Here is a 22,396-nt window from a genome sequence, read left to right as displayed (position 1 = left end):
CCGCGAGACGGCCGGCGACCCCGGTGACGCGGAGACCGACGCACCCAGAAGGTGACGAATGACTACCGTAGATCTCGCCGACCCACCGGTCACCAACCCCTTCACCGGTACCACCGACCTTCCGCGCGCCGCCGAGGGCTGGACCCAGCTCGTCACCCCGGACGGACGCCTGCACCCGGACGTGGACGTCGACCGAGACGCCCTCGGCCGCCTCACCCGCGACCTGTACCGGGGGATGCGGCTGGCCCGCCGCCTCGACGACGAGGCGTTCGCGTTGCAGCGACAGGGCGAGCTGGGCCTGTGGCTGCAGTGCCGCGGCCAGGAGGCCGCACAGGTCGGCTCCGTCGCGGCGGTACGCGCCGACGACTACGTCTTCCCGAGCTACCGCGAGCACGCGGCGGCGCTGTGGCGCGGCATCGGCCCGGCCGACCTGCTCCGGCAGTGGCGCGGCGTCGCGCACAGCGGCTGGGACCCGGAGCCGTACTCGTTCCACATCTACACGCTGGTGCTGGCCGCGCAGCTGCTGCACGCCACCGGGTACGCGCTCGGCGTGCAGCGCGACGGCAGCGACACGGTGGTCGTGACGTACTTCGGTGACGGCGCGGCCAGTGAGGGCGACGCGAGCGAGGCCATGAACATCGCCGCCGTGAACGCCGCCCCGATGGTGTTCTTCTGCCAGAACAACCAGTGGGCCATCTCCACACCGACCGCGTCGCAGACGCGTACCCCGATCCACCGGCGCGGCGCCGGGTTCGGCCTGCGCAGCGAGTGGGTCGACGGCAACGACGTGCTGGCGGTGTACGCGGTGACGTCAGCGGTGACCGAGCACGCCCGCGCAGGCAGCGGCCCCGCGATCGTCGAGGCCACCACGTACCGGATGGGCGGGCACAGCACGTCCGACGACCCGACCCGGTACCGCACCGACGACGAGTTGGAAGCCTGGCGGGCGCGGGACCCGCTGGCCCGGGTCGAGGCGCTGATGCGCGCCGAGGGCTGGAGCGACGAGACGTTCCTCGGCCAGATCCAGGCCGAGGCGGACGAACTCGCCGACCGGACCCGCCGGGAGTGCCTGGCCCTGACGGCCCCGGACCTCGCGGACGCCTTCGCCACGGTGCTGTCCGGCGTGCCCCAGCTTCTGCGGGAGGAGCGCGACGCGTTCGTCGCCTACCGCGGCTCCTTCCTCGACTGACGTCCGCCCCGATCGGAGAACTCGTTCATGCTCACTCTCTGTCAGGCACTGAACAGCGGCCTGCGCCGCGCCATGGAGGACGACGACAAGGTCCTCCTGATGGGCGAGGACGTCGGCCGGCTCGGCGGCGTCTTCCGGGTCACCGACGGTCTGCAGAAGGACTTCGGCGAGGCCCGGGTGGTGGACACCACCCTCGCCGAGTCCGGGATCATCGGCACCGCCATCGGGCTGGCGCTGCGCGGGTACCGCCCGGTCTGCGAGATCCAGTTCGACGGCTTCGTCTACCCCGCGTTCAACCAGATCGTCTCCCAGCTCGCCAAGATGCGGGCCCGCACCGGCGGCCGTACCGCCCTGCCGGTGGTGGTGCGCATCCCGGTCGGCGGCGGCATCGGCGCGGTGGAGCACCACAGCGAGTCGAACGAGGCGTACTTCGCGCACACCGCCGGGCTGCGGGTCGTCTACTGCGCCAGCCCGGACGACGCGCACTGGATGATCCGCCAGGCCGTCGCCGGTGACGACCCGGTGATCTTCTACGAGCCGAAGCGCCGCTACTGGGTCAAGGGCGAGGTGACGCCGGAGGACGCCGGGCCGCCGATGCCGCTTCACCGCGCCCGCGTCGTGCGCCCCGGCGCCGACGTGACGCTGCTGACGTACGGCGGCACCGTCGCCACCTGCGTCGCCGCCGCCGAGGCCGCGGCGCAGGAGGGCCGCGACATCGAGGTGATCGACCTGCGGTCCATCTCCCCGCTGGACGTGGCGACCATCGAGGAGTCGGTCCGCCGTACCGGGCGGGCGGTGGTGGTCCACGAGGCCCCCACGTTCGCCGGGTTCGGCGCCGAGGTCGTCGCGCAGGTGACGAGCCGGTGCTTCTACTCGCTGGAGGCGCCGGTCGAGCGGGTCGGCGGGTTCAACCTGCCGTACCCGCCGGCCAAGGTCGAGGAGGAGTACCTGCCCGACCTGGACCGGATCCTCGACGCCGTCGACCGCGTCCTGGCCGCGTGAAGGGAGAGGTACCAGTGAGCGTTCAGCAGTTCCGCCTGCCCGACGTCGGCGAAGGTCTCACCGAGGCCGAGATCGTCACCTGGCGGGTCGCTCCGGGCGATCCGGTCGGCCTCAACGACATCCTGGTGGACATCGAGACGGCAAAGGCCGTCGTCGAGCTGCCCAGCCCGTACGCCGGGGTGGTGGACCGCCTGCTCGCCGAGGAGGGGCAGACCGTCGAGGTCGGCGCGCCGATCATCGCGATCCGGACCGGCGGTGACGCGGACGCCGCGCCGGATGCCGCATCGCCGCCCGCCGAGGAGCCCGCCGAGGAACGTACCGCGGTGCTCGTGGGCTACGGGGTGTCCGCCCAGGCGCGGACCCGCCGGCCCCGTCGCGCCACGCCGTCGGTCCGCCCGGCCGAGCCGGCCCGCCGGCCGCACACGTCCCGGCCGCCGGTGCTCACCAAGCCGCCGCTGCGCAAGCTAGCCAAGGACCTCGGCGTGGAACTGGCCGACGTGCGCGGCAGCGGCCCCGGCGGCCGGATCACGCGCCAGGACCTGCTCGACCACACCACCGGCCCGGCAGCGGCGACCGACGCCCGGCGGGACGAGCGCCTGCCCGTACGCGGGGTGCGCAAGGCGACGGCCGCCGCCATGGTCGCCAGCGCGTTCACCGCGCCGCACGTCACGGAGTTCCTCACCGTCGACATGACCGGCACCGTCGAGTTCGTGGACCGGCTGAAGCAGGACCCGTCCTTCCAGGGCATCAAGGTCAGCCCGCTGCTCGTGGCGTCGCTGGCGCTGCTGGACGCGATCCGCCGGCACCCGGACGTCAACGCCCGGTGGGACGAGGAGAACCAGGAGATCGTCCGGTTCGCCGACGTCAACCTCGGCATCGCCGCCGCGACGCCGCGCGGCCTGCTGGTGCCGAACGTCAAGGCCGCGCAGACCCTTCCGGTACGGGACCTCGCGGTCGCGCTGAACGAGCTGGCGGCCACCGCGCGGGAGGGCCGCACCCGTCCCGCCGACCTGGCCGGCGGCACCGTCACCATCACCAACATCGGAGTGTTCGGGGTGGACGCGGGCACCCCGATCCTCAACCCCGGTGAGGCGGCGATCCTCTGCCTCGGCGCGCTGCGCCGCATGCCGTGGGTCGTCGACGAGCAGGTCGTTCCCCGGTGGACGGTGCAGTTGTCACTGTCGTTCGACCACCGGCTCGTGGACGGGGAGCTGGGCAGCCGGGTGCTCGCCCACGTCGGGCGGTTCCTGGAGGACCCGCTGTGGGGCCTGGCCCTGCGCTGAGGCCCCCGCAGACAGACGGCGCGTGGACGGACAACGAGGTCCGTCCACGCGCCGTCGCCGTACGCGCCGCGCGCGTCAGTCCACGACCTCGAACCCCACGCCGGCCGACGGCCGTGGCGCGACGTCGTCCGCCGCCGCGATGGGCTCGCCGACCTCCTCGGACGCGGCCAGCCGGAACCGCACGTACTCCAGCTCGCCGGAGAACTCGTGCCGGGCCGGGTAGCTCGGCGACACCGGCGAGTGGATGCTGCGCCCGATGTCCATGCCGGCGAACCCGTGGAAGAACGGCAGCAACCGCGGGAACAGCGCCGCGCCCGCCGCCTCGCCGTCCACGTACAGCCGGCCGACGCCCTGGCAGTCGGCGGTCTTGGTCAGCTCGAAGGTCAGCTCCACCGGGCCCAGCGGCAGCTCGCCCTCGGACCGCAGCACGTGGTGCTCGCCGAGGTAGTTGTACTCGTACACCAGGCGGTTGTCCTTGATGTGCAGCACGTAGCCGCCGCTGACGTTGCCGAGCGCCACGATCACGCCGCCCTGCGCCGCGTCGGTGCGGCGCAGCCGCGCGGTGATGGCGTGCGAGCGGTTCATCGTCGGCGGCACCGCCGCGCCGGACACAGTCGGTACGCCCGCCAGGTAGGTGAAGACAAGCCGGTCCCGCACCGACCCGGGGCGTGGCACCCGGGCCCGGACCGCGAATCCCCTGTCGTCCAGCGGCAGCACGTCGTAGCGGGCCGCCTCGATCCAGAACTCCTCGATGAGACGCCGCAGCACCTCCGGGTACTCGGCGGCGAGGTCCCGGCTCTCGGTCGGGTCCTCGTCGATCCGGTACAGCTCCCAGCGGTCCTCGTCCCACGAGGTGCCGCGCTCGTGGAACGCGACAGCCTTCCAGCCCTGGTGGTAGATGCCACGGTGGCCGAACATCTCGAAGTACTGGCGGTCCCGCGACGGCGGCGCCGCCGGGTCGCGCAGCCCGTCGCGGAAGCTGCGGCCGTGCAGCGGCATCTGCGGTACGCCCCGGCGCACCGCGGGCGGCTGCACCCCGACCAGGTCGAGCACCGTCGCGGTGACGTCGATGCTGTGCTGGAACTGCGTGCGCACCTGCCCGCCGGGCACGTCACCGGCCGGCCAGCTCAGCACGAACGGCACCCGGACCCCGCCCTCGTGGGTGTGCTGCTTGTAGCGGCGGAACGGGGTGTTGCTGACCTGCGCCCAGCCCAGCGGGTAGTTGCTCTGCGCCCGCGGGCCGCCGATCTCGTCGATCCGGTCCAGGCTGTCCTGGAGATTCTCCGGCACCCGGTTCTGGAAGGCGGTGGGGTTGAGCGTGCCGAGCGGCGTGCCCTCGGGGCTGGCCCCGTTGTCCGACATGACCACGAAGATCGTGTTGTCGAGGCGGCCGATCCGCTCCAGGAAGTCGACCAGGCGCCCGAGCTGGGCGTCGGTGTGGTCGACCATCGCCGCGTACGCCTCCTGCATGCGGGCGAACAGGCGGCGCTGCTCCGGCGGCACGTCGTCCCACGGCACGACGCCGGGGTTGTGCGGTGGCAGCGGCGCGTCCGGCGGGATGATGCCCAGCCCGATCTGCCGCCGGTGCCGGTCCGCGCGGACGACGTCCCAGCCGGCGTCGTAGCGGCCCCGGTACTTCGCCAGGTACTCCGGCGGGGCCTGGTGCGGGGCGTGCGCCGCGGCGTACGCCAGATAGAGGAAGAACGGCTTCTCCGGGGTGAACGACGTCTGGTCCCGGACGAACCCGATGGCCCGGTCGGTCAGGTCCTCGGTGAGGTGGTAACCCTCCTCCGGGGTGGCCGGCGGGTCCACCTGGTGGTTGTCGTGGACCAGCTCCGGATAGAAGTTGTCGGTCTCCGCCTCCAGGAAGCCGTAGTACCGCTCGAAGCCGCGCCCCAGCGGCCACTGGTCGTACGGCCCGGACGGCGTGGTGTGCTCCAGCGGCGCGACGTGCCACTTGCCGACCGCCATGGTGTTGAACCCGGCGTCGGCGAGCATCTCCGCGACGGTGGCGGCGGCGTGGGTGATCCGCCCCCGGCCGCTGGGGAAGCCGCTGTCGAAGTTGGACAGCATGCGCATGCCGACGCTGTGGTGGTTGCGGCCGGTGAGCACGCTGGCCCGGGTCGGCGAGCACAGCGGCGAGGTGTGGAAGTTGGTGTACCGCAGCCCGGACGCGGCCAGCCGGTCGATCGTCGGGGTGTCGATCTCGGCGCCGAAGCAGCCGAAGTCGGCGAACCCGACGTCGTCCAGCAGCACGTACACCACGTTCGGGGTGCCCGGGGCGGCCGACGGCGGCGCGCTCCAGTGCTCCGTCGAGTCGTGGTAGGTGCGTCCGATCGTGCCCTCGTACGGAGGGTCCGCCAGCGAACTGGTCACGGTACGCCTCAGCCGGCCGTCGTGCCGCCGTCGAGGACGAGCGTGTGGCCCGTGACCATCCGCGCCTCCTCGCTGGCGAGGAACACCACCGCGTCGGCGGAGTCCCGTGGCGTCGCCATGCGGCCCAGCGGGATCGACGCGCGGAAGTTCTCCCTGGCGCTGTCCGGCACGTCGCCCATGCCACCGAGGAACGCCGACAACATCGGCGTCTCGGTCGCCGCCGGGGCGATCGCGTTGACCCGGATGCCGTGCGGCGCGAGTTCCAGCGCCAGCGCCTTCATCAGGCCGATGACGCCGTGCTTGGCGGCGGTGTACGGCGCGTACCGGGGGCGGGCGATGACGGCCTGCAGGGACGCGGTGAACACGATCGCGCCGCCGCCGGCCTCGATCAGCGCGGGCACGGCCGCCTGCGCGGTCCAGAACGCGCCCTTGAGGTTGACGTCGATCACGCGGTCCAGCGTCGCCTGGTCCACCTCGTCGACCGGTCCGGTGAACGGCGTACCGGCGTTCGCGTGCATGAGGTCGAGCCGCCCGAACCGCTCGACGGCGGTCTCGACGGCGGCGCGGCAGTCCTGCGCCCGGGTGACGTCGCAGGCCACGCCGACGACGGCGGACCCGAAGCCGGCGGCCGCCTCGGCGGCGCGGTCGCCGTCGAGGTCGGCGATGACGACGCGCGCGCCCTCCTCGACCAGCCGGCCGACGGTGGCCAGTCCGATGCCGCTGGCGCCTCCGGTGACGACGGCGACGCGGTCAACCAACCTCATGTGCTGCTCCTGTTGAATCGGTCCAGGAGGTCGCCGCTCAGGGTGGGCACCGCGGACAGCAGCCTCTGGGTGTAGGGGTGCTGAGGGTCGGAGTAGATCGATTCGGTGTCACCCGTCTCGACGATCCGGCCCTGGTTCATCACCGCGATCCGGTCGCAGAGGTACCGGACCACGGACAGGTCGTGGGAGACCAGGATCAGGGTCAGCTTGAACTGCTCGGCCAGGTCGGTGAGCAGGTTGAGGATCTGCGCGCGCACCGACACGTCGAGCGCGCTGACCGGCTCGTCCCCGACGATGACCTTGGGCCCGGCCGCGAGGGCGCGGGCGATCGCGATGCGCTGCCGCTGACCGCCGGAGAACTGGTGCGGGTAGCGGGTCACCGCCTCCTCGGGCAGGCCGACGGAGTGCATCAGCTCGGCCACCCGGGCCCGGTGGTCGCCGGGCAGGCGCAGCGCGCGCATCGGCTCCGCGATGATGTCCGCGACGCGCATCCGCGGGTTCAGCGACGACATCGGGTCCTGGAGCACCATCTGCACGTCGCGCCGCAGGAACGCGAGCTTCCGCTCCGGTACGCCGCTGATGCGCTGGCCGTTGTAGAACGCGGTGCCCGACGTCGGCTGGTCGAGGGCCATGAGGATGCGCGACAGCGTCGACTTGCCGGAGCCGCTCTCCCCCACGATGCCGAACGCCTCGCCCTCGTGGACCTGCACGCTCACGCCGTCGAGCGCGCGGATCGGCTGGCCCGGCGTACGCAGCGACCGCCGCGGGGCGCGGTACTCGCGCACCACGTCGACGGCTTCCAGCAACGGGGTGGTGGTCATGCGCTGGCCTTCCCGCTTCCTAGGGGCTGGTCGCTCTCGATCGGGTGGTGGCAGGCGGCCCGCTGGGTGCTGCCGGGCGGCGCCGTCAGCAGCGGCACGGTGCCGCAGACGTCGTCGGCGCGCGAGCAGCGGTTGCGGTACACGCAGCCGGTGGGGAACGACCCGAGCGACGGCACGCGGCCCGGGATGGTCGACAGTCGGCCGCTGCCGTCGGTGCTCTCCAGCACCGTCGACGCCCGCAGGCCCGCCGTGTACGGGTGCCGGGGCGAGTCGAAGACGGTCGCCACGTCGCCGTGCTCGACGATCGAGCCGCCGTACATGACGAGCAGTTCCTCGCAGATGCTGGCGACCACCGGCAGGTCGTGCGTGATGAGCAGCAGCGACGCGCCCTCCTCGCGCACCAGCGTGTCCATCAGCCGCAGCATCTCCGCCTGCACCGTGACGTCCAGCGCGGTGGTGGGCTCGTCCGCGACCAGCACGGCCGGGTCGCACGCCAGCGCGATGGCCAGCACGACCCGCTGGCGCTGACCGCCGGAGAGCTGGTGCGGGTACTTGCGCGCGGTCCGGTCGGGCTCGGGCAGCTGGACCCGTTCGAGCAGTTCGACGGCGCGGGCGGAGGCCGCCGCGCGGCTCATCCCCTTGTGCAGCCGCAGCGACTCGGCGACCTGGTTGCCGACCCGCATCAGCGGGTTCAGCGCCGTCATCGGCTCCTGGAACACCATGGCGATGTCGTTGCCACGGACCGCGCACATCTGCTTGTCGGACAGGTCGAGCAGGTTCCGCCCGTTGAGCAGCACCCGGCCGGACGCCGTCACACCGTGCGGCAGCAGGCCCATCAGCGCGAGCGCGGTCAGGGACTTGCCGCAGCCGGACTCGCCGATGAGCCCCATCCGCCGGCCCCGCCCGATCTCGAACGAGACGCCCTTGACGGCCTGGATGTCGTGGACCTTGACGACGAGGTCCTCCACCACGAGCCCGCTCACGCCGGTCACCGTCCTCTCAGCCGCGGGTCGAGGGCGTCGCGCAGCCCGTCGCCCATGAGGTTGAACCCGAGCACCGACAGGGCGATGGCCAGACCGGGCCAGACGGCCAGCATCGGCTGCACGACGAAGTAGTTCTGGGCCTCCTGGAGCATCCGGCCCCAGGTGGGGGTCGGCGGCGGGGTGCCGTACCCGAGGTAGGACAGCGCCGCCTCGGCGAGCACCGCGTGCGCGAACGACACCGACGCCTGCACGATCAGCAGGGCCGCGATGTTGGGCAGCACGTACCGGACCATGAGCACCACGCCCCGGCGGCCGTAGCTGCGCGCGGCCAGCACGAAGTCGCTCTGCAGCACCTGCATCGCGCCGGCCCGGGTGAGGCGGCCGAACACCGGGACGTTGGCGACGCCGATCGCGATCATGCCGGTGAGCGTGGACGCGCCGAAGCCTGCCGCCAGGATGATCGCCAGCAGGATGGCCGGGAACGCGAACACGATGTCCAGCGCCCGCATCACCGGCTCGCTGAGCCAGCGGTGCCCGGTGGCGGCGAGCAGACCCAGCGGTACGCCGACGACGGCCGCGATCGCCACCGCGACGACGCCGACGAACAGTGTGGTCCGCGCGCCGACGAGGAGCTGGCTGACGATGTCCCGGCCGAAGTGGTCGGTGCCGAGCCAGTGGTCGCCGCCCGGGGAGAGCAGCGTCTGCGACGGGTCGACCCGGGTGGGGTCGTACGGCGTCCAGAGGAACGACACCAGCGCGGTGAGGACGACCAGGCCCACCAGGCCGGCGCCGATCACCAGCGTGAGGTTCCAGCGGCGGCGCGGCTTGACCGGGCCGGCCGCGACGACGTCGGCGGTGGCGTCCGGTGGGGCGTCGGCGACTGATGTCATGCCTTGCTCCTCAGCCTGGGGTCGACCGCGTGGTACACCACGTCGACGACGAAGTTGATCAGAAGCACCGCGGCGGTCAGCACCATCACCGTGCCCTGCACCTTCAGCAGGTCGCGGTTGCCCACGTCCTGCAGCAGCATCCGACCGAGACCGGGCAGGCCGAAGACGTTCTCGATCACGACGGTGCCGATGAGCAGCGTCGCGAGTTGCAGACCGAGGACGGTGATGACCGGAATGGCCGCGTTGCGCAGCGCGTGCCGGGTCAGCGCCTGCGAGCGGCTGAGCCCCTTGGCCCGCGCGGTCTGGATGAAGTCCTCCTGCATGACCTCGACCACCGCGGACCGGACGTAGCGCATCAGGATCGCGCCCTGGGCCACGCCGAGGACCAGCGCCGGCATCAGCAGGGCCCGCACGGTGCCGCCGAAGTCGTCCCATCCGGTGAACCCGCCGGCGGGCAGCCACTGCAGCTTCACCGCGAACACGGTGATGAGCAGGATGCCGAGCCAGAACGACGGAACGGCGATGCCGACCTGGCTCAGCGCGGACAGCGCCGTGCCGATCGCGGTCCGGCTCTTCACCGCGGCGAGGATGCCCAGCGGTACGGCGATGAGCAGCGCCAGCGTCATCCCGGCCAGGATCAGCGGCACCGTCACGCCGAGCTTGTCGCCGATCTCCGAGCCGACCGACACCCCGCTCAGCGGCGAGATGCCGAAGTCACCGCGGATCAGGCCGCCGGCCCAGTCGAGGTACCGCTCGGTGAAGGGGCGGTTCGTCCCGAACTGCTCCCGCAGCGCCTCCAGCGCCTCCGGCGTGGCGTTCACGCCGAGCATCGCCTGCGCCTGGTCGCCCGGCAGCAGCGACAGCATCGTGAAGACGAGGATCGACGCGGCGAACAGGGATACCGCGAGGATGGCCAGCCGCCGGACGAAGTAGATCACCATGCCTGTGTGCTCCCACTCCGAATCATGGCCTGATCATCACCATCTTGGTCACGGTCAGCTCCTCCATGGCGAAGCGCGGTCCCTCCCGGCCGATGCCGGAGTCCTTGACGCCGCCGTACGGCATGTTGTCGGCGCGGAAGCCGGGCACCTCGTTGACGAGCACGCCACCGACGTCGAGGCGGCGCACCACGTCGAGGGCCACCGCCAGGTCGCGGGTGAAGACGGCGGCCTGGAGCCCGTAGCGGGACCGGTTGACCAGCTCGACTGCCGCGTCCATGTCCGGCACCGACCGGACGCAGACCACCGGCCCGAAGATCTCCTCCGCCCAGCACTCGGCGCCCTCGGGGACGTCGACGAGCACCGTCGGCTGCAGCACCCGGCCCTGCGCCGTACCGCCGGCCAGGCAGCGCGCCCCGGCGGCGACCGCGCGGTCCACCCACGAGTGGACCCGCTCGGTGGACGCCTCGTCCACCAGGGCGGACACGCGGGTGTCGGCGGACCGGGGATCACCTGTGGTGACGTTCGCCAGCAGCGGCCGGAGGCGGTCCAGCAGCGCCTCGCGGACCGGCTCCTCGACGATCACCCGCTGCACGCTGATGCACGCCTGGCCGGAGGCGTAGAACCCGCCGCGTACGACCGCTTCCGCAGCCCGGTCGAGGTCGGCGTCGCGGCCGACGACGAGCGCCGCGTTGGACCCGAGTTCCAGCAGCACCTTGCGCGGGGCCGCGGCGCGGGCGATCTGGTGGCCGACCTGCGCGGACCCGGTGAACGACACGGCGGCGACGCGCGGGTGGGTGGTCAGGAGCTTGCCGACCTCGACACCGCCGGTGACGAGCTGGACGCCGGCGGCCGGGCAGCCCGCCCGGCGGAACAGGTCGATCAGCACCAGCGTGGCCAGCGGCGTGTTCGGCGCCGGCTTGACGATCACCGGGCAGCCCGCCGCCACCGACGGCGCGACCTTGTGGGCGGCCAGCAGCAGCGGGTAGTTGAACCCGGTGATGCCGACGACGACGCCGACCGGTCGGCGTACCCAGAAGCCGAGCATGCCCTCGCCGGCCGGCTGCATGTCCAGTGCCACCGTCTCGCCGGTGAGGTGCCCGACCTCCTCGGCCGCCGTCTCCAGCGTGACGAGCGTGCGGGCGACCTCGACCCGGCAGTCGACAAGCGGCTTGCCGGTCTCCAGGACCAGCAGTTCGGCGAGGTCGTCGGCGCGGGCGCGGACCTCGGCGGCGACTGTCGTGAGGATGGCGCGCCGCCGGTGACCGGGCAGGCCGGCCATCTCCGCGGCGACCTCGTGCGCGGCGTCGACAGCCGCTTCCGCGTCGGCGGTGTCACCCCAGGGCGCCTGGGTCACGGTGCTGCCGTCGTACGGGAAACGGACCGGCGCGGTCTGCGCGGTGGTGGCCCAGCCCGCGCCGATCGGCAGGCCGGCGGGCAGCGCGGTCAGCAGCTCCTGCGCGGTCACGACGCCGCACCCGTCGCGGCGCCGGTGAGGAAGGCCAGCGCCGCCTCGGCGTAGACCCTGGTCTTGCGGACGATGTCGTCGACCTCGACGTACTCGTCGGGCTGGTGGGCGATCCACTTCGGGCCGGGGCCGTACACCACGTTCGGGATGCCGCTGTCGCGCCACAGGATGGTGCCGTCGGTCGCGCCGGGCACACCGCCGAAGACCGGCGCCGTACCGGTGACGGCGCTGTGCGCCTGCGCCACCGCCAGGGAGATCGGGTGGTCCTCCGGGGTGACCGCGCACGGCCGGTCGTCGACGACCTCGACGGCGAAGCTGACGCCGTGCCGGGCGCCGATTTCGTCGGCGTCGGAGCGCACGCGCGCGGCGAGCGCGGCGTGGTCGACGCCGGGGACGGTCCGGCAGTCCACGCCGAGCACGGCGCGGCCGGGGATGACGTTGAGCTGGTCGGCGGAGCCGGCGTCCAGGACCGTGGGGGTCAGGAACGTCAAGCCGAGGTGCTCGTGCTCCCCCGGGTCGGCCTGCAGCTCCTTCTGGTACCGGCCGAGCGCGGCCACCAGTTCCGCCACCGCCGGTACGGGGTTGCGGCCGTGCTGCGGCATCGCGCCGTGCGCCATCTTGCCGGTGCAGGTGACCAGCAGGCGGACCGCGCCCTTGGCGACCGCGCAGATCTCCTCCGCCTCCGGCTCGCAGATGATCGCGGCGTCCACCTCGCGGGCCAGCGCGGTGGTGGTGAAGTGCTTCGCGCCGAGCATCTGGCCCTCCTCGTCCACCAGGGCCGCCACCACGATCCGGCCCGGGAACGGTCCGGCCAGCTCGACGGCCCGGGCCGCGTGGATCATCGCGGCGACGCCGGCCTTCATGTCGGCGGAGCCGCGACCGTACAGCCGCCCGTCGACGATGTCGCCGCCGAACGGGTCGACCGTCCACTCCTCGGGAGAACCCTCGGTGACGACGTCGGTGTGCCCCTCGAACATCAGCGTCGGACCGGGCAGGCCGCCCTCCACCACCGCCACCACGTTGGGCCGCCCGGGAACGACCTCGGTGACCTCCGGCCGCCAGCCGAAGCCCCGCATGACCTGCGCGACGAGCTCCGCCACTGGCTGCTCGCTCCGCCCCTGCGCGGCGTCCCAGGTCGAGGGGATGCGGACCAGGTCCTGGGTGAGCGACACGACGGCTTGCTCGTCCACGAGATGGCCGGCGCGGAGGGAGGCATGGGTGTCCGACGTCATGGCGTCGGAGGTTACGAACTCCGACCCCGGAGGGGAACGTCCAGTTTCCGGGTCGGTGGGGGTACCAGCCGTGGCCGGACCTGGTCTTCTACGGCCGCGGCGACCCGCCGGACCCCCTCGTCGATCCGGTCCAGCGGCATCACCTGGTACCCCAGCCGCAAGTGGTGACGCGGGGTGGGGCGGGTGGTCCAGTACGGCTCGCCCGGGTCGAGCAGGACACCCTGGCGGCGCAGGTCGACGGCGAGCTGCCCGGCGTCCAGACCGGGCGGGCCGGTGATCCACCGGGCCAGGCCGCCGCGCGGCACCGGCTGCGGCCCCCAGCGCACGTGGCGCTCGATCGCGCGCGTCATCTCCTCGTACAGCCCCTGGTAGTGGGCGCGGATACGCCGCACGTGGCGGGCGAGGTCCCGGCTGGCGATCATCCGGGCCAGGGCGCGCTGCATCGGTCCGGGCGGGTGGCGCAGCACGTAGCGGGAGCGGGCCCGCATCGCCTCCACCAGCGCCGGGGACGCCACCACGTAACCGAGCCGCAGGCCCGGCGCCAGCAGCTTGCTGAAGCTGCCGAGGTAGACCACGCGGTCCTCGTCGTCCAGCGCCCGCACCGCGACCGCCGGGATGCCCCGGAACGTCATCTCCGGGTCGTAGTCGTCCTCGATCACCACCGCGTCCGCCGCGCCGGCCCGGCGCAGCAGCTCCTCACGCCGGGACGCCGACATCGTCGCGCCGGTCGGGTACTGGTGGCTCGGCGTGACGTACACCAGCTCCGCGCCGTGCAGGTCGGCCGGCAGGTCCTCCACGACGAGGCCGTCCTCGTCCACCCGGCCGGGCACCACGTCGGCGCCCGCCATCTGCATGATCGTCCGCGCGTCGGGGTAGCCCGGGTCCTCCACCAGCACGACGCTGCCCGGCCGGACCAGGACGCTCGCCAGCAGGTGCAGCGCGTGCGTCGAGCCCAGCGTGATCATCACCTGGTTCGGCTCGGCCGAGATGCCACGCGACGGCAGCACGTGCTCACAGAGCTGGCGGACGAGCTGCGGGTCGTCGGCCTGGCCGGCGTCCCCGATCACCCGGGACAGCCCGTCCTGCCGTACCGCCTCGCGCTGCGCCCGCTCCCACGCGCCGGTGGGGAACATGCCGGGATCCGGCTGGCCGACGACGAAGGGGAACGGCGCCCGCGACCACGCCGGGTCCCGGTGTACGGGGGTGGGCGGCGGCTCGGGCAGCCGTGCCTCCCAGTCGATGGGCCGTGTCGCGGAGCGGGAGGTCCGGCGCGCGGCCCGCATCCGGACCACCGCCTCGGAGGAGACGTAGAGGCCGCGCCGGGGAATCGTCGCGATCAGGCCCTGCTCCATGAGCCGGTCGTACGCGGTCAGCACCGTGTTCCGGGAGACGCCCAGCGCCTCGGCCAGACGGCGGGTGCTGGGCAGCGGGCCGTCGTCGTACTGCCCCGCGAGGATCGCGTCCTCAAGCCCCGTGATGATCTGCTCGTAGAGCGGAACCGTGCTCTGCGGGTTGACCGGCAGCAGAAAATCCGCCATCTCGACCTCCCCACCTCTCGCGGGGATCTCGCCTCGTCCCGTCGTCGCACTCCTGCGCACACCATCCGCATCCCGCTGGTACCAGCCTAGCCGGAGACCTGGACCTGTTGCGGAGGGCCCGATCCCGCCACTCTTGGCCGACGATGGCAGGTGAGGGTCTCCTGCACGCGGACAGAGGTGGACTAATGAGCGCCCAGCGAATCGCGCTGGTGCCCGGCGACGGCATCGGACCGGAGGTCACCGCGCAGGCGGTCAAGGCGTGCGACGCCGCCGCCCAGCGGTTCGGGCTGGACCTGGTCTGGGAAGACTACGAACTCGGCGCGGACTACTGGCGGATCACCGGCCAGGTCGTGCCGCCGGACGTGGAGCGGGAACTGGCCAAGGCGGACGCCATTCTCTTCGGCGCCGTCGGCGACCCCTCGGTGCCACCCGGGGTGCTGGAACGCGGCCTGGTCATCCATCTGCGGACCGCTTTCGACCAGTACGTCAACCTGCGGCCGGTCAAGCTGCTACCAGGTGTGCCCTCGCCCATCGGCGGGCTGCGTCCGGAGCAGTGCGACCTGGTGATCCTGCGGGAGAACACCGAGGGCGCCTACGTCGGTGCCGGCGGTTTCATCCACCGGGGCGGGCCGGACGAGATCGCCACCCAGGAGTCGGTCAACACGCGCAAGGGGGTCGAACGCCTCATCCGGCACGGTTTCCGGCTGGCCCTGACCCGCCGCAAGCACGTGACCCTGGTGCACAAGGCGAACATCCTCACGTACGCCGGCGACCTGTGGCAGCGGACCTTCGAGGAGGTCGCGGCGGAGTACCCGGAGATCTCGGTGGAGTACGTGCACGTCGACGCGATGTGCCTCTACCTGGTCACCCAGCCGGAGCGGTTCGACGTCGTGGTCACCGACAACCTGTTCGGCGACATCATCACCGACCTCGGCGCGGCCGTGCAGGGCGGTCTCGGCCTGGCCGCGAGCGGCAACCTCAACCCGACCGGGTCGGCGCCGAGCATGTTCGAGCCGGTGCACGGCTCCGCGCCCGACATCGCGGGCCGGGGCTGGGCCAACCCCGCCGGGTCGATCCTCAGCGCCGCGCTGATGCTGGAGCACCTGGGCCACCCGGAGGCGGCCCGCAGCCTGGAGGACGGGGTGAAGGCGGTGCTGCCGCGCCTGGGCGCGATGCGCGGGCCGGAGATGGGCATGTCGACGGAGGACTTCGGGGACGCCGTCGCCGCCGCCATCAGCGAGGACGCGTACCAGGCGGACGTCCTGCCGGCGTAGCACGGATGTGAGCACCGAATCGGCTGAACCGGACGACGGCCGAGGAAGCCCTCCGCCGTCGCCGTGTTGCGCGCCGAAACGCCCGCCCGCCGCCGCCGGATCGACGGCCGGCCCCAGTGCCGTCCGCGCCGGCCCCGCCGGTACGGACGACCTGATCGCGCTGCCCGGCGGTACCTTCCTCATGGGCACCGACGATCCGGAGGGCTTCCCGGAGGACCTGGAAGGGCCGGTCCGCCCGGTCACCGTGGCCCCGTTCGAGATCGCCGCGACACCGGTGACGAACCGGCAGTTCGCCCGCTTCGTCGAGGCCACCGGCTACCGCACCGACGCGGAACGGTACGGCTGGTCCTTCGTCTTCCACCTGCTGCTCGCCCCGTCCGCGCGCCCGTGGGTGCTCGACGCCACGGTGCCGGGCGCGCCCTGGTGGCTGGCGGTCGAGGGGGCGCGCTGGGCGGCTCCGGACGGGCCCGGCTCGGGCCTGTCCGGACGCGAGCGGCATCCGGTCGTCCACGTCTCCCACCGGGACGCCGAGGCGTACTGCGAGTGGTCGGGGACGCGGCTGGCGGCCGAGGCCGAGTGGGAGTACGCGGCACGCGGCGGGCTGTCCCAGGCCCGCTACGCCTGGGGCGACGAGCTGACCCCGGGCGGGCGGCACCTGTGCAACATCTGGCAGGGCGCCTTTCCCGCTGTCAACACGGCGGACGACGGGTTCGTGGGCACCTCTCCGGTGACCGCGTTTCCGCCGAACGGCTACGGCCTGTACGACGTCGCGGGCAACGTTTGGGAACTCACGGCCGAACCCTGGCGCGACCGCCGAGGACACGTCTCACCAGGTGAGAGCGTCATCAGGGGTGGTTCGTACCTCTGCCACGACTCTTATTGCAACCGTTACCGCGTGGCCGCACGGAGTCGGACCACCGTTGACTCCTCAAGTGGCAACACCGGATTCCGGGTGGCCCGGTAGTCAGACGCCGATTGGTACCTGCCGACCCCGCTGAACTGGCCCTTTTGCATCGGGTACCACACTCCTAGTGTCCCGCCTCACAGGCTACGAGCGCCCTTGGCGTTCTTCGCGATGGGACACACGAATGAATCGGCTGAAGATAACGCTGCCCGCCGTGCTGCTCGCCACGGCGCTGGCTCTGACCGCGTGCAGTAGCGATGGTGACTCCGAGACCACCACCGGCGGTGGCGGTTCCGGCAACGGTACGGTCACCCTCGGCGCCTACCTCGAGCCGGTGAGCCTCGACCTGACCGCCGAGGCCGGCGCCGCGATCCCGCAGGTCCTGCTCTACAACGTGTACGAGGGCCTGGTGCGCCAGAACGCGGACACCGGTGAGGTGGAGCCGCTGCTGGCCAGCGAATGGAAGATGTCCGACGACGGCACCAAGTACACGTTCAAGCTCCGCGACGGCGTGACCTTCCACGACGGCCAGAAGCTCACCGCGCAGGACGTGGTGTGGAGCTTCAAGCGGGTGACCGCGGAGGGCTCGACGAACCCGTTCAAGTCCCAGATGACGGTCGTGAAGACCGTCGAGGCGCCGGATGCGTCCACCGTGGAGGTGACGCTGTCGCGGCCGAGCCAGAGCTGGCTGTTCGACGTCGCCGGCCGCGTCGGCGTGGTGCTCAAGGAGAACGCCACCGACCTGGGGACCAAGCCGAACGGCACCGGCCCGTTCAAGTTCGACAAGTGGAACCGCGGCGACAGCATCACCCTGGTGCGCAACGACGGCTACTGGGGTGAGAAGGCGAAGGTCGCGACCGCCGTCTTCCGCTACATCACCGACGCGAACGCGCTGAACAACGCGATGCTCTCCGGCCAGCTCGACATCGTGGCGAACATCCAGGCGCCGCAGCTGCTCGAGGTGTTCAAGGGCAACAAGCAGTTCCAGGTGATCGAGGGCAAGACGACCGGTGAGGTCGTCCTGTCGATGAACAACAGCAAGGGCCCGCTGGCCGACGTCCGGGTGCGCCAGGCGATCCGCCACGCGATCGACCACGACGCGCTGATCAAGACCGTGTGGTCCGGCTACGGCACGAAGATCGGCAGCATGGTGCCGCCGAGCGACCCGTGGTACGAGGACCGCACCGGTGACTTCCCGCACGACCCCGCCAAGGCCAAGCAGCTGCTCGCCGACGCCGGTCACGCGAACGGGCTCACCCTGACCATGGACGTCCCGCCGCCCGGCTACGCCCGCGCCTCCGCGCAGTTCGTCGCCTCGCAGCTCGCCGAGGTCGGCATCAAGGTGACCCAGAACAACGTCGAGATGCCGCAGTGGCTGGACAAGGTGCTCGGCAAGGCCAACTACGACATGTCGATCATCGCCCACGTCGAGCCCCGTGACCTGGTCCGCTACGGCCAGCCGGAGTACTACTACCGGTACAAGAACCCGGCCGTCACGCAGCTCATGAACGAGGCCGACACGGCCCTGGACGGGGCCACCCGGGACAAGAAGTTCGCCGAGGCCGCGAAGGTCATTTCGCAGGAGGCGGCCAGCGACTGGCTGTTCCTGCTGCCGAACCTGGCGGTGATCCGCGACGGCGTCGAGGGCTACCCGAAGGACGCGGTGACCCAGTCGTTCGACGTCACCAAGGTCTCCAAGAAGTAGCCAGCACCACGACCCAGAAGGACCTGGTGGGCTCCGCCCACCAGGTCCTTCTACGTGTGCCTGCACCCGCGATCTTGCAGTTGCGGCCCCCGGTGCGGGGGGATTCACCCCTCTCGTCAGGGCACAAGGCGCAAGATCGACGGCCCGGGAGGATCCCCGGAGCCGGGGTCCTCCCGGCGCAGCGGGGCGACGGGCTTCGGGGCGGGCGAGTCGGCGTGGCGGCCCGCAGTGCGCGAGGAGGTCGAGGTGATGGTGCAGGCGTGCCTCGGGTCGCCCCGACACCGACTGGCCCGGCAGCGGCTCGGGCCGGCCGACGGCCTCTAGGGCAACGCCCGGGGCACCGGCACGAGCATCGCCGAGCCGGGTTCGCGTTGCCCGGACGCGGGACGTCGACGATCGTCGCCGAGCCGGGGCTGAACTGCGTACGCCCGGCCCTGGAGTCCGGCGACAGCGCTGCGCAGCAACCCGCCGAGGCGGCACGCTCCCCACGCCTGGCCGGCTGCGTCCGGCGCGCCCAGCATCTGCCCTGCTTCGAGGTGCGCGGGCCGTGACGGCCCACTCCACCGATCTTGGAGTTGTGGCGCCCAGGATGCCCGAGTGGCGACTTTTGTGAGCCACCATAAGTCCAAGATCGACGAGGCGCCGCCGAGCGCACCCTGGGGAGGGTGGGGTGAGGAACGCAGCGAGGCGGGTCCCGTCCGGAGTGGACGGAACCCGCCTCGATCGTTCACACGCGCCTAGCTACCGGCGCGAGGGTGAGACGGCGTGCGTGTCAGGCGAGCTGGTCGGAAGCCTGCCCCCGGCGGCGACCCCGCAGGTGCATGCCCAGCAGGCCGACGCCCAGGATGCCGGCGGCCAGCAGGCCCGTGGTCACGCCCGTGGAGAGCGTGGGACCGCCGGTGTTGTCGGAGGCGAGGACCATGCCGTTCTGCGACTCCTGCTGCGTGGTGTTGCCCGCCGGAGCGGCCTTCGGCTTGGGCTTGGGCTTGCCGTTGTCGGCACCGGCCGGCGCGGGGACCGGGGTCTGCGCCAGCGCCTGCGTGGCCTGGGCGAAGGTCTCCGGGGTCACGTCCGGGGCGTTGCCCTGCGTACGCCACTGCTTGAGCTGCTTCATGCCCTTGCAGGCCGAGGGGTAGCGGTCGCAGTAGCTGGTGGTGTTGCCGATGCTCTCGGACGAGAGAACGGCCTTGGCGATGGCACGGGCCAGCGTGCTGGCGCCGGCGTTGAAGATGGCGTTCAGCTGACGGGTGTCGGCCGGGTCGTTGATCTGCAGCGCCTCGCCCTTGCCGGTGGAGACGGCGAAGACGGTGTCACCGTCGCCCAGGGTGTGGATCGGGCTGATCGCGCGGGCCATGCCGTCGTGCGCGTTGCCGGACATCCGCTGGGCAGCGGCCTTCTCCAGCGGCGCGTTGGTGGCGACCACGGCGATCGTGGTGTTCGCCGGCTGCTGCGCGGCGGTGCTCGGCGGGTTGCACTCCTGCTTCTTCGGAGCCTTGTAGCCGGCGAACTCGTTGCCGATGCCGAACTTGACGCCGTACAGGGTGCAGTCGGCCGGGTCGACCGGGGAGCCGGCCGGGTTGACGATCACCATCGCGCCGACGTAGATGCCGTCGCCGAGGTGGACGCTGGCGGTGCCGACGCCGCCGCGCAGGCCGCCGCCGCGGGCGCCGGTGCCGCCGCCGACGCCGCCCTGACGGACCGGACCGTCCGAAGTGGCCTGCGCCGCGAGGTAACCCCACTCGGCGGAGGTGCGCGCCTTCGGGTCACCGCCGCGGCCGAGGTCGAAGATGTCCGCGGCCGGGACGATCGGGGCCACACCGCCGGCGCCGACGCGTACGCCCTCGCCACGGTCCTCCAGCCAGCGGATGATGCCGTTGGTGGCGGACAGCCCGTACATGCTGCTGCCACCGAGCTGGATCGCGTTGACGCCCGGGTTCGAGTTGAGCGGGCTGAGCAGGTCGGTCTCCTTGGTGGCGGGGGCGCCGCCACGCTGGTCCACACTCGCCACAGACATCTGCGGCATGTACACGACCGAGGTGCCGGTCAGGTACGGGGCGGTGTCGGACTGGACCTGGCCGACCTGGATTCCGGGAACGTCGGTGATGGCGTTGTGGGCGCCCGGGGCGCCGGCGGCGGGGTTGGCCGACGCGGGCGACCCGACGAGCACGAGTCCCGGACAGACCAGGGCTGCCGCGGCGATCGCGGCGAATCTGGACGACTTCATGCAGCTTCTCCCATGTGAAGCGGTGCGACCTCCGCCCCAATCCGGGGCGGTCGATGCATTGGGCAACTGGTGGTCCCCCGTGGTACACGACGAGATGTGGGGGAGGCTACTGGTCAGACCAGTTGAAGGGAAGAGCCTGCTCAGCTGATGGCCGACTCTCATAATCCGAGGTCAGGCCACATCAGGCGGATTCAGAGCAATACGTCCACCATCGAGCGGCGCGCCTCCGGCACGTACTCGGCGTAGTAGCGGTGCAGTTCCTCGCGGGTCAGCCGGGTGACCTCGTCGGCCTCACCGGCGCGCATCGCGTCGAGAACGCGGCGGTGGTGGGCCAGGGTGCGCTCCATCAGGGCCTCGCGGTCCGGCGACTCGGCGAGCTTGGTGGAGATCAGGTCCAGCACCATGCTCCGGACCGCGTCGAGGCAGAGCACGAGCAACTCGTTCCCGGACAGCCGGGCGACGTGCTCGTGGAAGCGCACGTCGGCCGCGCTGAACGCCTCGTAGCCGTCGGCCACCGCGTCCCGCATGCCCGCCAGCGCCTGCTCCAGTTCGTCCAGCTCGGACGGTGACGCCATCCGGGCGGCGACGGAACCGGCCGCCGACTCGATGATCATCCGGAACTGGAGCAACTCCGCCACGCCGAGCCGCCGGCTGTCCACGACCCGGGCGAACAGCTTGCGCATCGCCGAGGCCGTCGAGGCGATCACCTGCGGCCCGAGCGGGTCACCGGGACGCGAACGGATCAGGCCGCTGCTCTCCAGCACGCGCAGCGCCTCACGCACAGTGGACCGGCTGACGTCGAACTGCGTCGTCAGTTCGCGCTCGCTCGGCAGCCGGTCCCCCGGCCGCAGAACCCCGGCGGCAATCCGCTCCTCGACCTGCCGGACGATCCCCTCGTACGCCCTCACGGTTCGCACTGGAGCGAACGAGACACCCTTCGGCATGGCGAACCTCCCGACGCACGGCGGCCTCGCGCCGCTGGGAACAACGGTACGGTGCATCGACCCGTGCGGCGGTCAGCCCCCGCCCGTCGCGACGAGTGCGCAGGCCGGGCGGCGGGTCACCGGAGCGGCCGGCGGGCGCACGGGCCGTCGTGGTCGGCCCGCAGCAGGCAGCGCCGGCCGTCGCCCATCCGCAGATCACAGAAGACCCGATGGCGTACGCCCTGCTCGTCCTCGGCCGAGACGGTGGTCTCGCCCGGGTCGGCCTGGGCGAGCACGCCCGACCAGCGGGCCACGACCCGGGCCAGGCGTACGGCGCCGGCCAGGTCACCGGCGACGACCGGCAGGTGGATGACGAACCGCTCGCGGGGACTCATCGACGGTACGCTCCCGCGTTCATCCGCATCTGCGCCTGCTCGGACTGCCAGCGCCGCAGCGCGTCCCGGACCCGCGCGGTCTCCTCCCGGCTGACGCCGAGCGCCCGGTAGACGTCGGCCAGGTCGAGCGCCACCCGGTCGAGGAACTCGTGCACCTCGGCCGGGTCGAGCCCGCGCCGGCCCAGCCGCGTCGTCCGGAACCGCCGTTCCCGCACCTGCCAGGGGCGCAACGGCGTGTAGTTGGCCGCCCGGTAGCAGCCCGGCTGGGTGGTGCCGCGACCGGCTCGCGCGCGCCGACCGGGCCACCGGATGTTCCACCGCACGAACGCCTGCCTCTCGTGGTCGAAGGACTGGAAGGGCGGGACCACCCGCCCGCCGCGCGCGGGCGGACCCGCCCGCCCCGCCACCGCAGCGTCACTTCGCGGTACGGCACCGGGGCAGTCGAGATTGAGCGCACTCGAAGGAGTCATGTCCGCCGGTTACCGCG

At 72.3% G+C, this 22,396-nt stretch carries 20 protein-coding genes; 6 read left to right on the top strand and 14 right to left on the bottom strand.

The features are described 5' to 3' along the window. Positions 1 to 58: 58 nt before the first annotated feature. The 3 genes from MCBG_RS25585 to MCBG_RS25575 are packed head-to-tail and all read left to right on the top strand — an operon-like array spanning position 59 to position 3,474. Entirely contained in the window at positions 59 to 1,189 is a 1,131-nt protein-coding gene (locus MCBG_RS25585) for a thiamine pyrophosphate-dependent dehydrogenase E1 component subunit alpha (RefSeq protein WP_043328772.1), read from the top strand. Positions 1,190 to 1,216: 27 nt separating this feature from the next. Next, the gene (locus MCBG_RS25580) at positions 1,217 to 2,191 is read left to right on the top strand and encodes an alpha-ketoacid dehydrogenase subunit beta (RefSeq protein WP_043328770.1); all 975 of its coding nucleotides are present in this window, start codon (positions 1,217 to 1,219) and stop codon (positions 2,189 to 2,191) included. A 14-nt stretch (positions 2,192 to 2,205) separates the two neighbouring features. Next, positions 2,206 to 3,474 (top strand): dihydrolipoamide acetyltransferase family protein, encoded by a 1,269-nt coding sequence (locus MCBG_RS25575; protein WP_043328768.1) that lies wholly within the window; start codon positions 2,206 to 2,208, stop codon positions 3,472 to 3,474. 75 nt (positions 3,475 to 3,549) lie between these two features. On the opposite strand, the gene MCBG_RS25570 is transcribed toward MCBG_RS25575, so the two are convergent. The 9 genes from MCBG_RS25570 to MCBG_RS25530 are packed head-to-tail and all read right to left on the bottom strand — an operon-like array spanning position 3,550 to position 14,484. Continuing rightward, positions 3,550 to 5,850 carry an arylsulfatase gene (locus tag MCBG_RS25570; RefSeq protein ID WP_043328766.1) on the bottom strand — a complete coding sequence of 767 codons (2,301 nt, stop codon included), beginning with the start codon at positions 5,848 to 5,850 and terminating at the stop codon, positions 3,550 to 3,552. Between the two features lie 8 nt (positions 5,851 to 5,858). Next, entirely contained in the window at positions 5,859 to 6,614 is a 756-nt protein-coding gene (locus MCBG_RS25565) for an SDR family NAD(P)-dependent oxidoreductase (RefSeq protein WP_043328763.1), read from the bottom strand. After that, on the bottom strand, positions 6,611 to 7,435 hold the full coding sequence (locus tag MCBG_RS25560; protein WP_030503861.1) for an ATP-binding cassette domain-containing protein: 825 nt from the start codon (positions 7,433 to 7,435) through the stop codon (positions 6,611 to 6,613). The genes MCBG_RS25565 and MCBG_RS25560 overlap by 4 nt, the downstream gene beginning before the upstream one ends. Continuing rightward, positions 7,432 to 8,418: an ABC transporter ATP-binding protein gene (locus MCBG_RS25555; protein WP_223201327.1), complete on the bottom strand. Its 987-nt coding sequence runs from the start codon at positions 8,416 to 8,418 to the stop codon at positions 7,432 to 7,434. The genes MCBG_RS25560 and MCBG_RS25555 overlap by 4 nt, the downstream gene beginning before the upstream one ends. Before the next feature lie 5 nt (positions 8,419 to 8,423). Further along, positions 8,424 to 9,308, bottom strand: a complete 885-nt coding sequence (locus tag MCBG_RS25550; protein WP_043328759.1) for an ABC transporter permease — start codon at positions 9,306 to 9,308, stop codon at positions 8,424 to 8,426. Beyond that, entirely contained in the window at positions 9,305 to 10,249 is a 945-nt protein-coding gene (locus MCBG_RS25545; protein ID WP_043328757.1) for an ABC transporter permease, read from the bottom strand. The genes MCBG_RS25550 and MCBG_RS25545 overlap by 4 nt, the downstream gene beginning before the upstream one ends. Before the next feature lie 22 nt (positions 10,250 to 10,271). After that, positions 10,272 to 11,714 carry an aldehyde dehydrogenase family protein gene (locus MCBG_RS25540; protein WP_043328755.1) on the bottom strand — a complete coding sequence of 481 codons (1,443 nt, stop codon included), beginning with the start codon at positions 11,712 to 11,714 and terminating at the stop codon, positions 10,272 to 10,274. Further along, complete coding sequence (locus MCBG_RS25535) at positions 11,711 to 12,946, bottom strand: M20 family metallopeptidase (protein ID WP_043328753.1); 1,236 nt, start codon at positions 12,944 to 12,946, stop codon at positions 11,711 to 11,713. Before MCBG_RS25535 ends, MCBG_RS25540 begins: the two co-directional genes overlap by 4 nt. An 11-nt stretch (positions 12,947 to 12,957) precedes the next feature. After that, positions 12,958 to 14,484: a MocR-like pyridoxine biosynthesis transcription factor PdxR gene (locus MCBG_RS25530; protein WP_030503866.1), complete on the bottom strand. Its 1,527-nt coding sequence runs from the start codon at positions 14,482 to 14,484 to the stop codon at positions 12,958 to 12,960. A gap of 185 nt (positions 14,485 to 14,669) precedes the next feature. On the opposite strand from MCBG_RS25530, the gene MCBG_RS25525 reads away from it, so the two are divergent. The 3 genes from MCBG_RS25525 (at position 14,670) to MCBG_RS25515 (ending at position 18,367) form a co-directional block, all read left to right on the top strand. Beyond that, positions 14,670 to 15,758: a 3-isopropylmalate dehydrogenase gene (locus MCBG_RS25525; protein ID WP_043328752.1), complete on the top strand. Its 1,089-nt coding sequence runs from the start codon at positions 14,670 to 14,672 to the stop codon at positions 15,756 to 15,758. A gap of 7 nt (positions 15,759 to 15,765) precedes the next feature. Beyond that, positions 15,766 to 16,722: a formylglycine-generating enzyme family protein gene (locus MCBG_RS25520; RefSeq protein WP_043328749.1), complete on the top strand. Its 957-nt coding sequence runs from the start codon at positions 15,766 to 15,768 to the stop codon at positions 16,720 to 16,722. Between the two features lie 124 nt (positions 16,723 to 16,846). Continuing rightward, on the top strand, positions 16,847 to 18,367 hold the full coding sequence (locus tag MCBG_RS25515; protein WP_043328747.1) for an ABC transporter substrate-binding protein: 1,521 nt from the start codon (positions 16,847 to 16,849) through the stop codon (positions 18,365 to 18,367). A gap of 320 nt (positions 18,368 to 18,687) precedes the next feature. Here the strand turns inward: MCBG_RS25515 and MCBG_RS32660 are convergent, their stop codons facing one another. The 5 genes from MCBG_RS32660 to MCBG_RS25495 form a co-directional block, all read right to left on the bottom strand. Beyond that, complete coding sequence (locus MCBG_RS32660; RefSeq protein ID WP_146074891.1) at positions 18,688 to 18,888, bottom strand: hypothetical protein; 201 nt, start codon at positions 18,886 to 18,888, stop codon at positions 18,688 to 18,690. Between the two features lie 251 nt (positions 18,889 to 19,139). Further along, positions 19,140 to 20,591, bottom strand: a complete 1,452-nt coding sequence (locus MCBG_RS25510; protein WP_043328746.1) for a P1 family peptidase — start codon at positions 20,589 to 20,591, stop codon at positions 19,140 to 19,142. A gap of 191 nt (positions 20,592 to 20,782) precedes the next feature. Continuing rightward, complete coding sequence (locus MCBG_RS25505) at positions 20,783 to 21,499, bottom strand: FadR/GntR family transcriptional regulator (protein ID WP_223201326.1); 717 nt, start codon at positions 21,497 to 21,499, stop codon at positions 20,783 to 20,785. Positions 21,500 to 21,651: 152 nt separating this feature from the next. Beyond that, positions 21,652 to 21,909 (bottom strand): hypothetical protein, encoded by a 258-nt coding sequence (locus tag MCBG_RS25500; protein ID WP_043328742.1) that lies wholly within the window; start codon positions 21,907 to 21,909, stop codon positions 21,652 to 21,654. Beyond that, positions 21,906 to 22,232, bottom strand: coding sequence for a DivIVA domain-containing protein (locus MCBG_RS25495; protein ID WP_369799366.1), 327 nt, complete (start codon positions 22,230 to 22,232; stop codon positions 21,906 to 21,908). The genes MCBG_RS25500 and MCBG_RS25495 overlap by 4 nt, the downstream gene beginning before the upstream one ends. Positions 22,233 to 22,396 lie beyond the last annotated feature (164 nt).

Source organism: Micromonospora sp. M42, assembly GCF_000568915.1.
Classification (GTDB): domain Bacteria; phylum Actinomycetota; class Actinomycetes; order Mycobacteriales; family Micromonosporaceae; genus Micromonospora; species Micromonospora chalcea.
The sequence above is the reverse complement of the archived record's forward strand: the minus strand, read 5'-3'. Positions and strand labels throughout refer to the sequence as shown.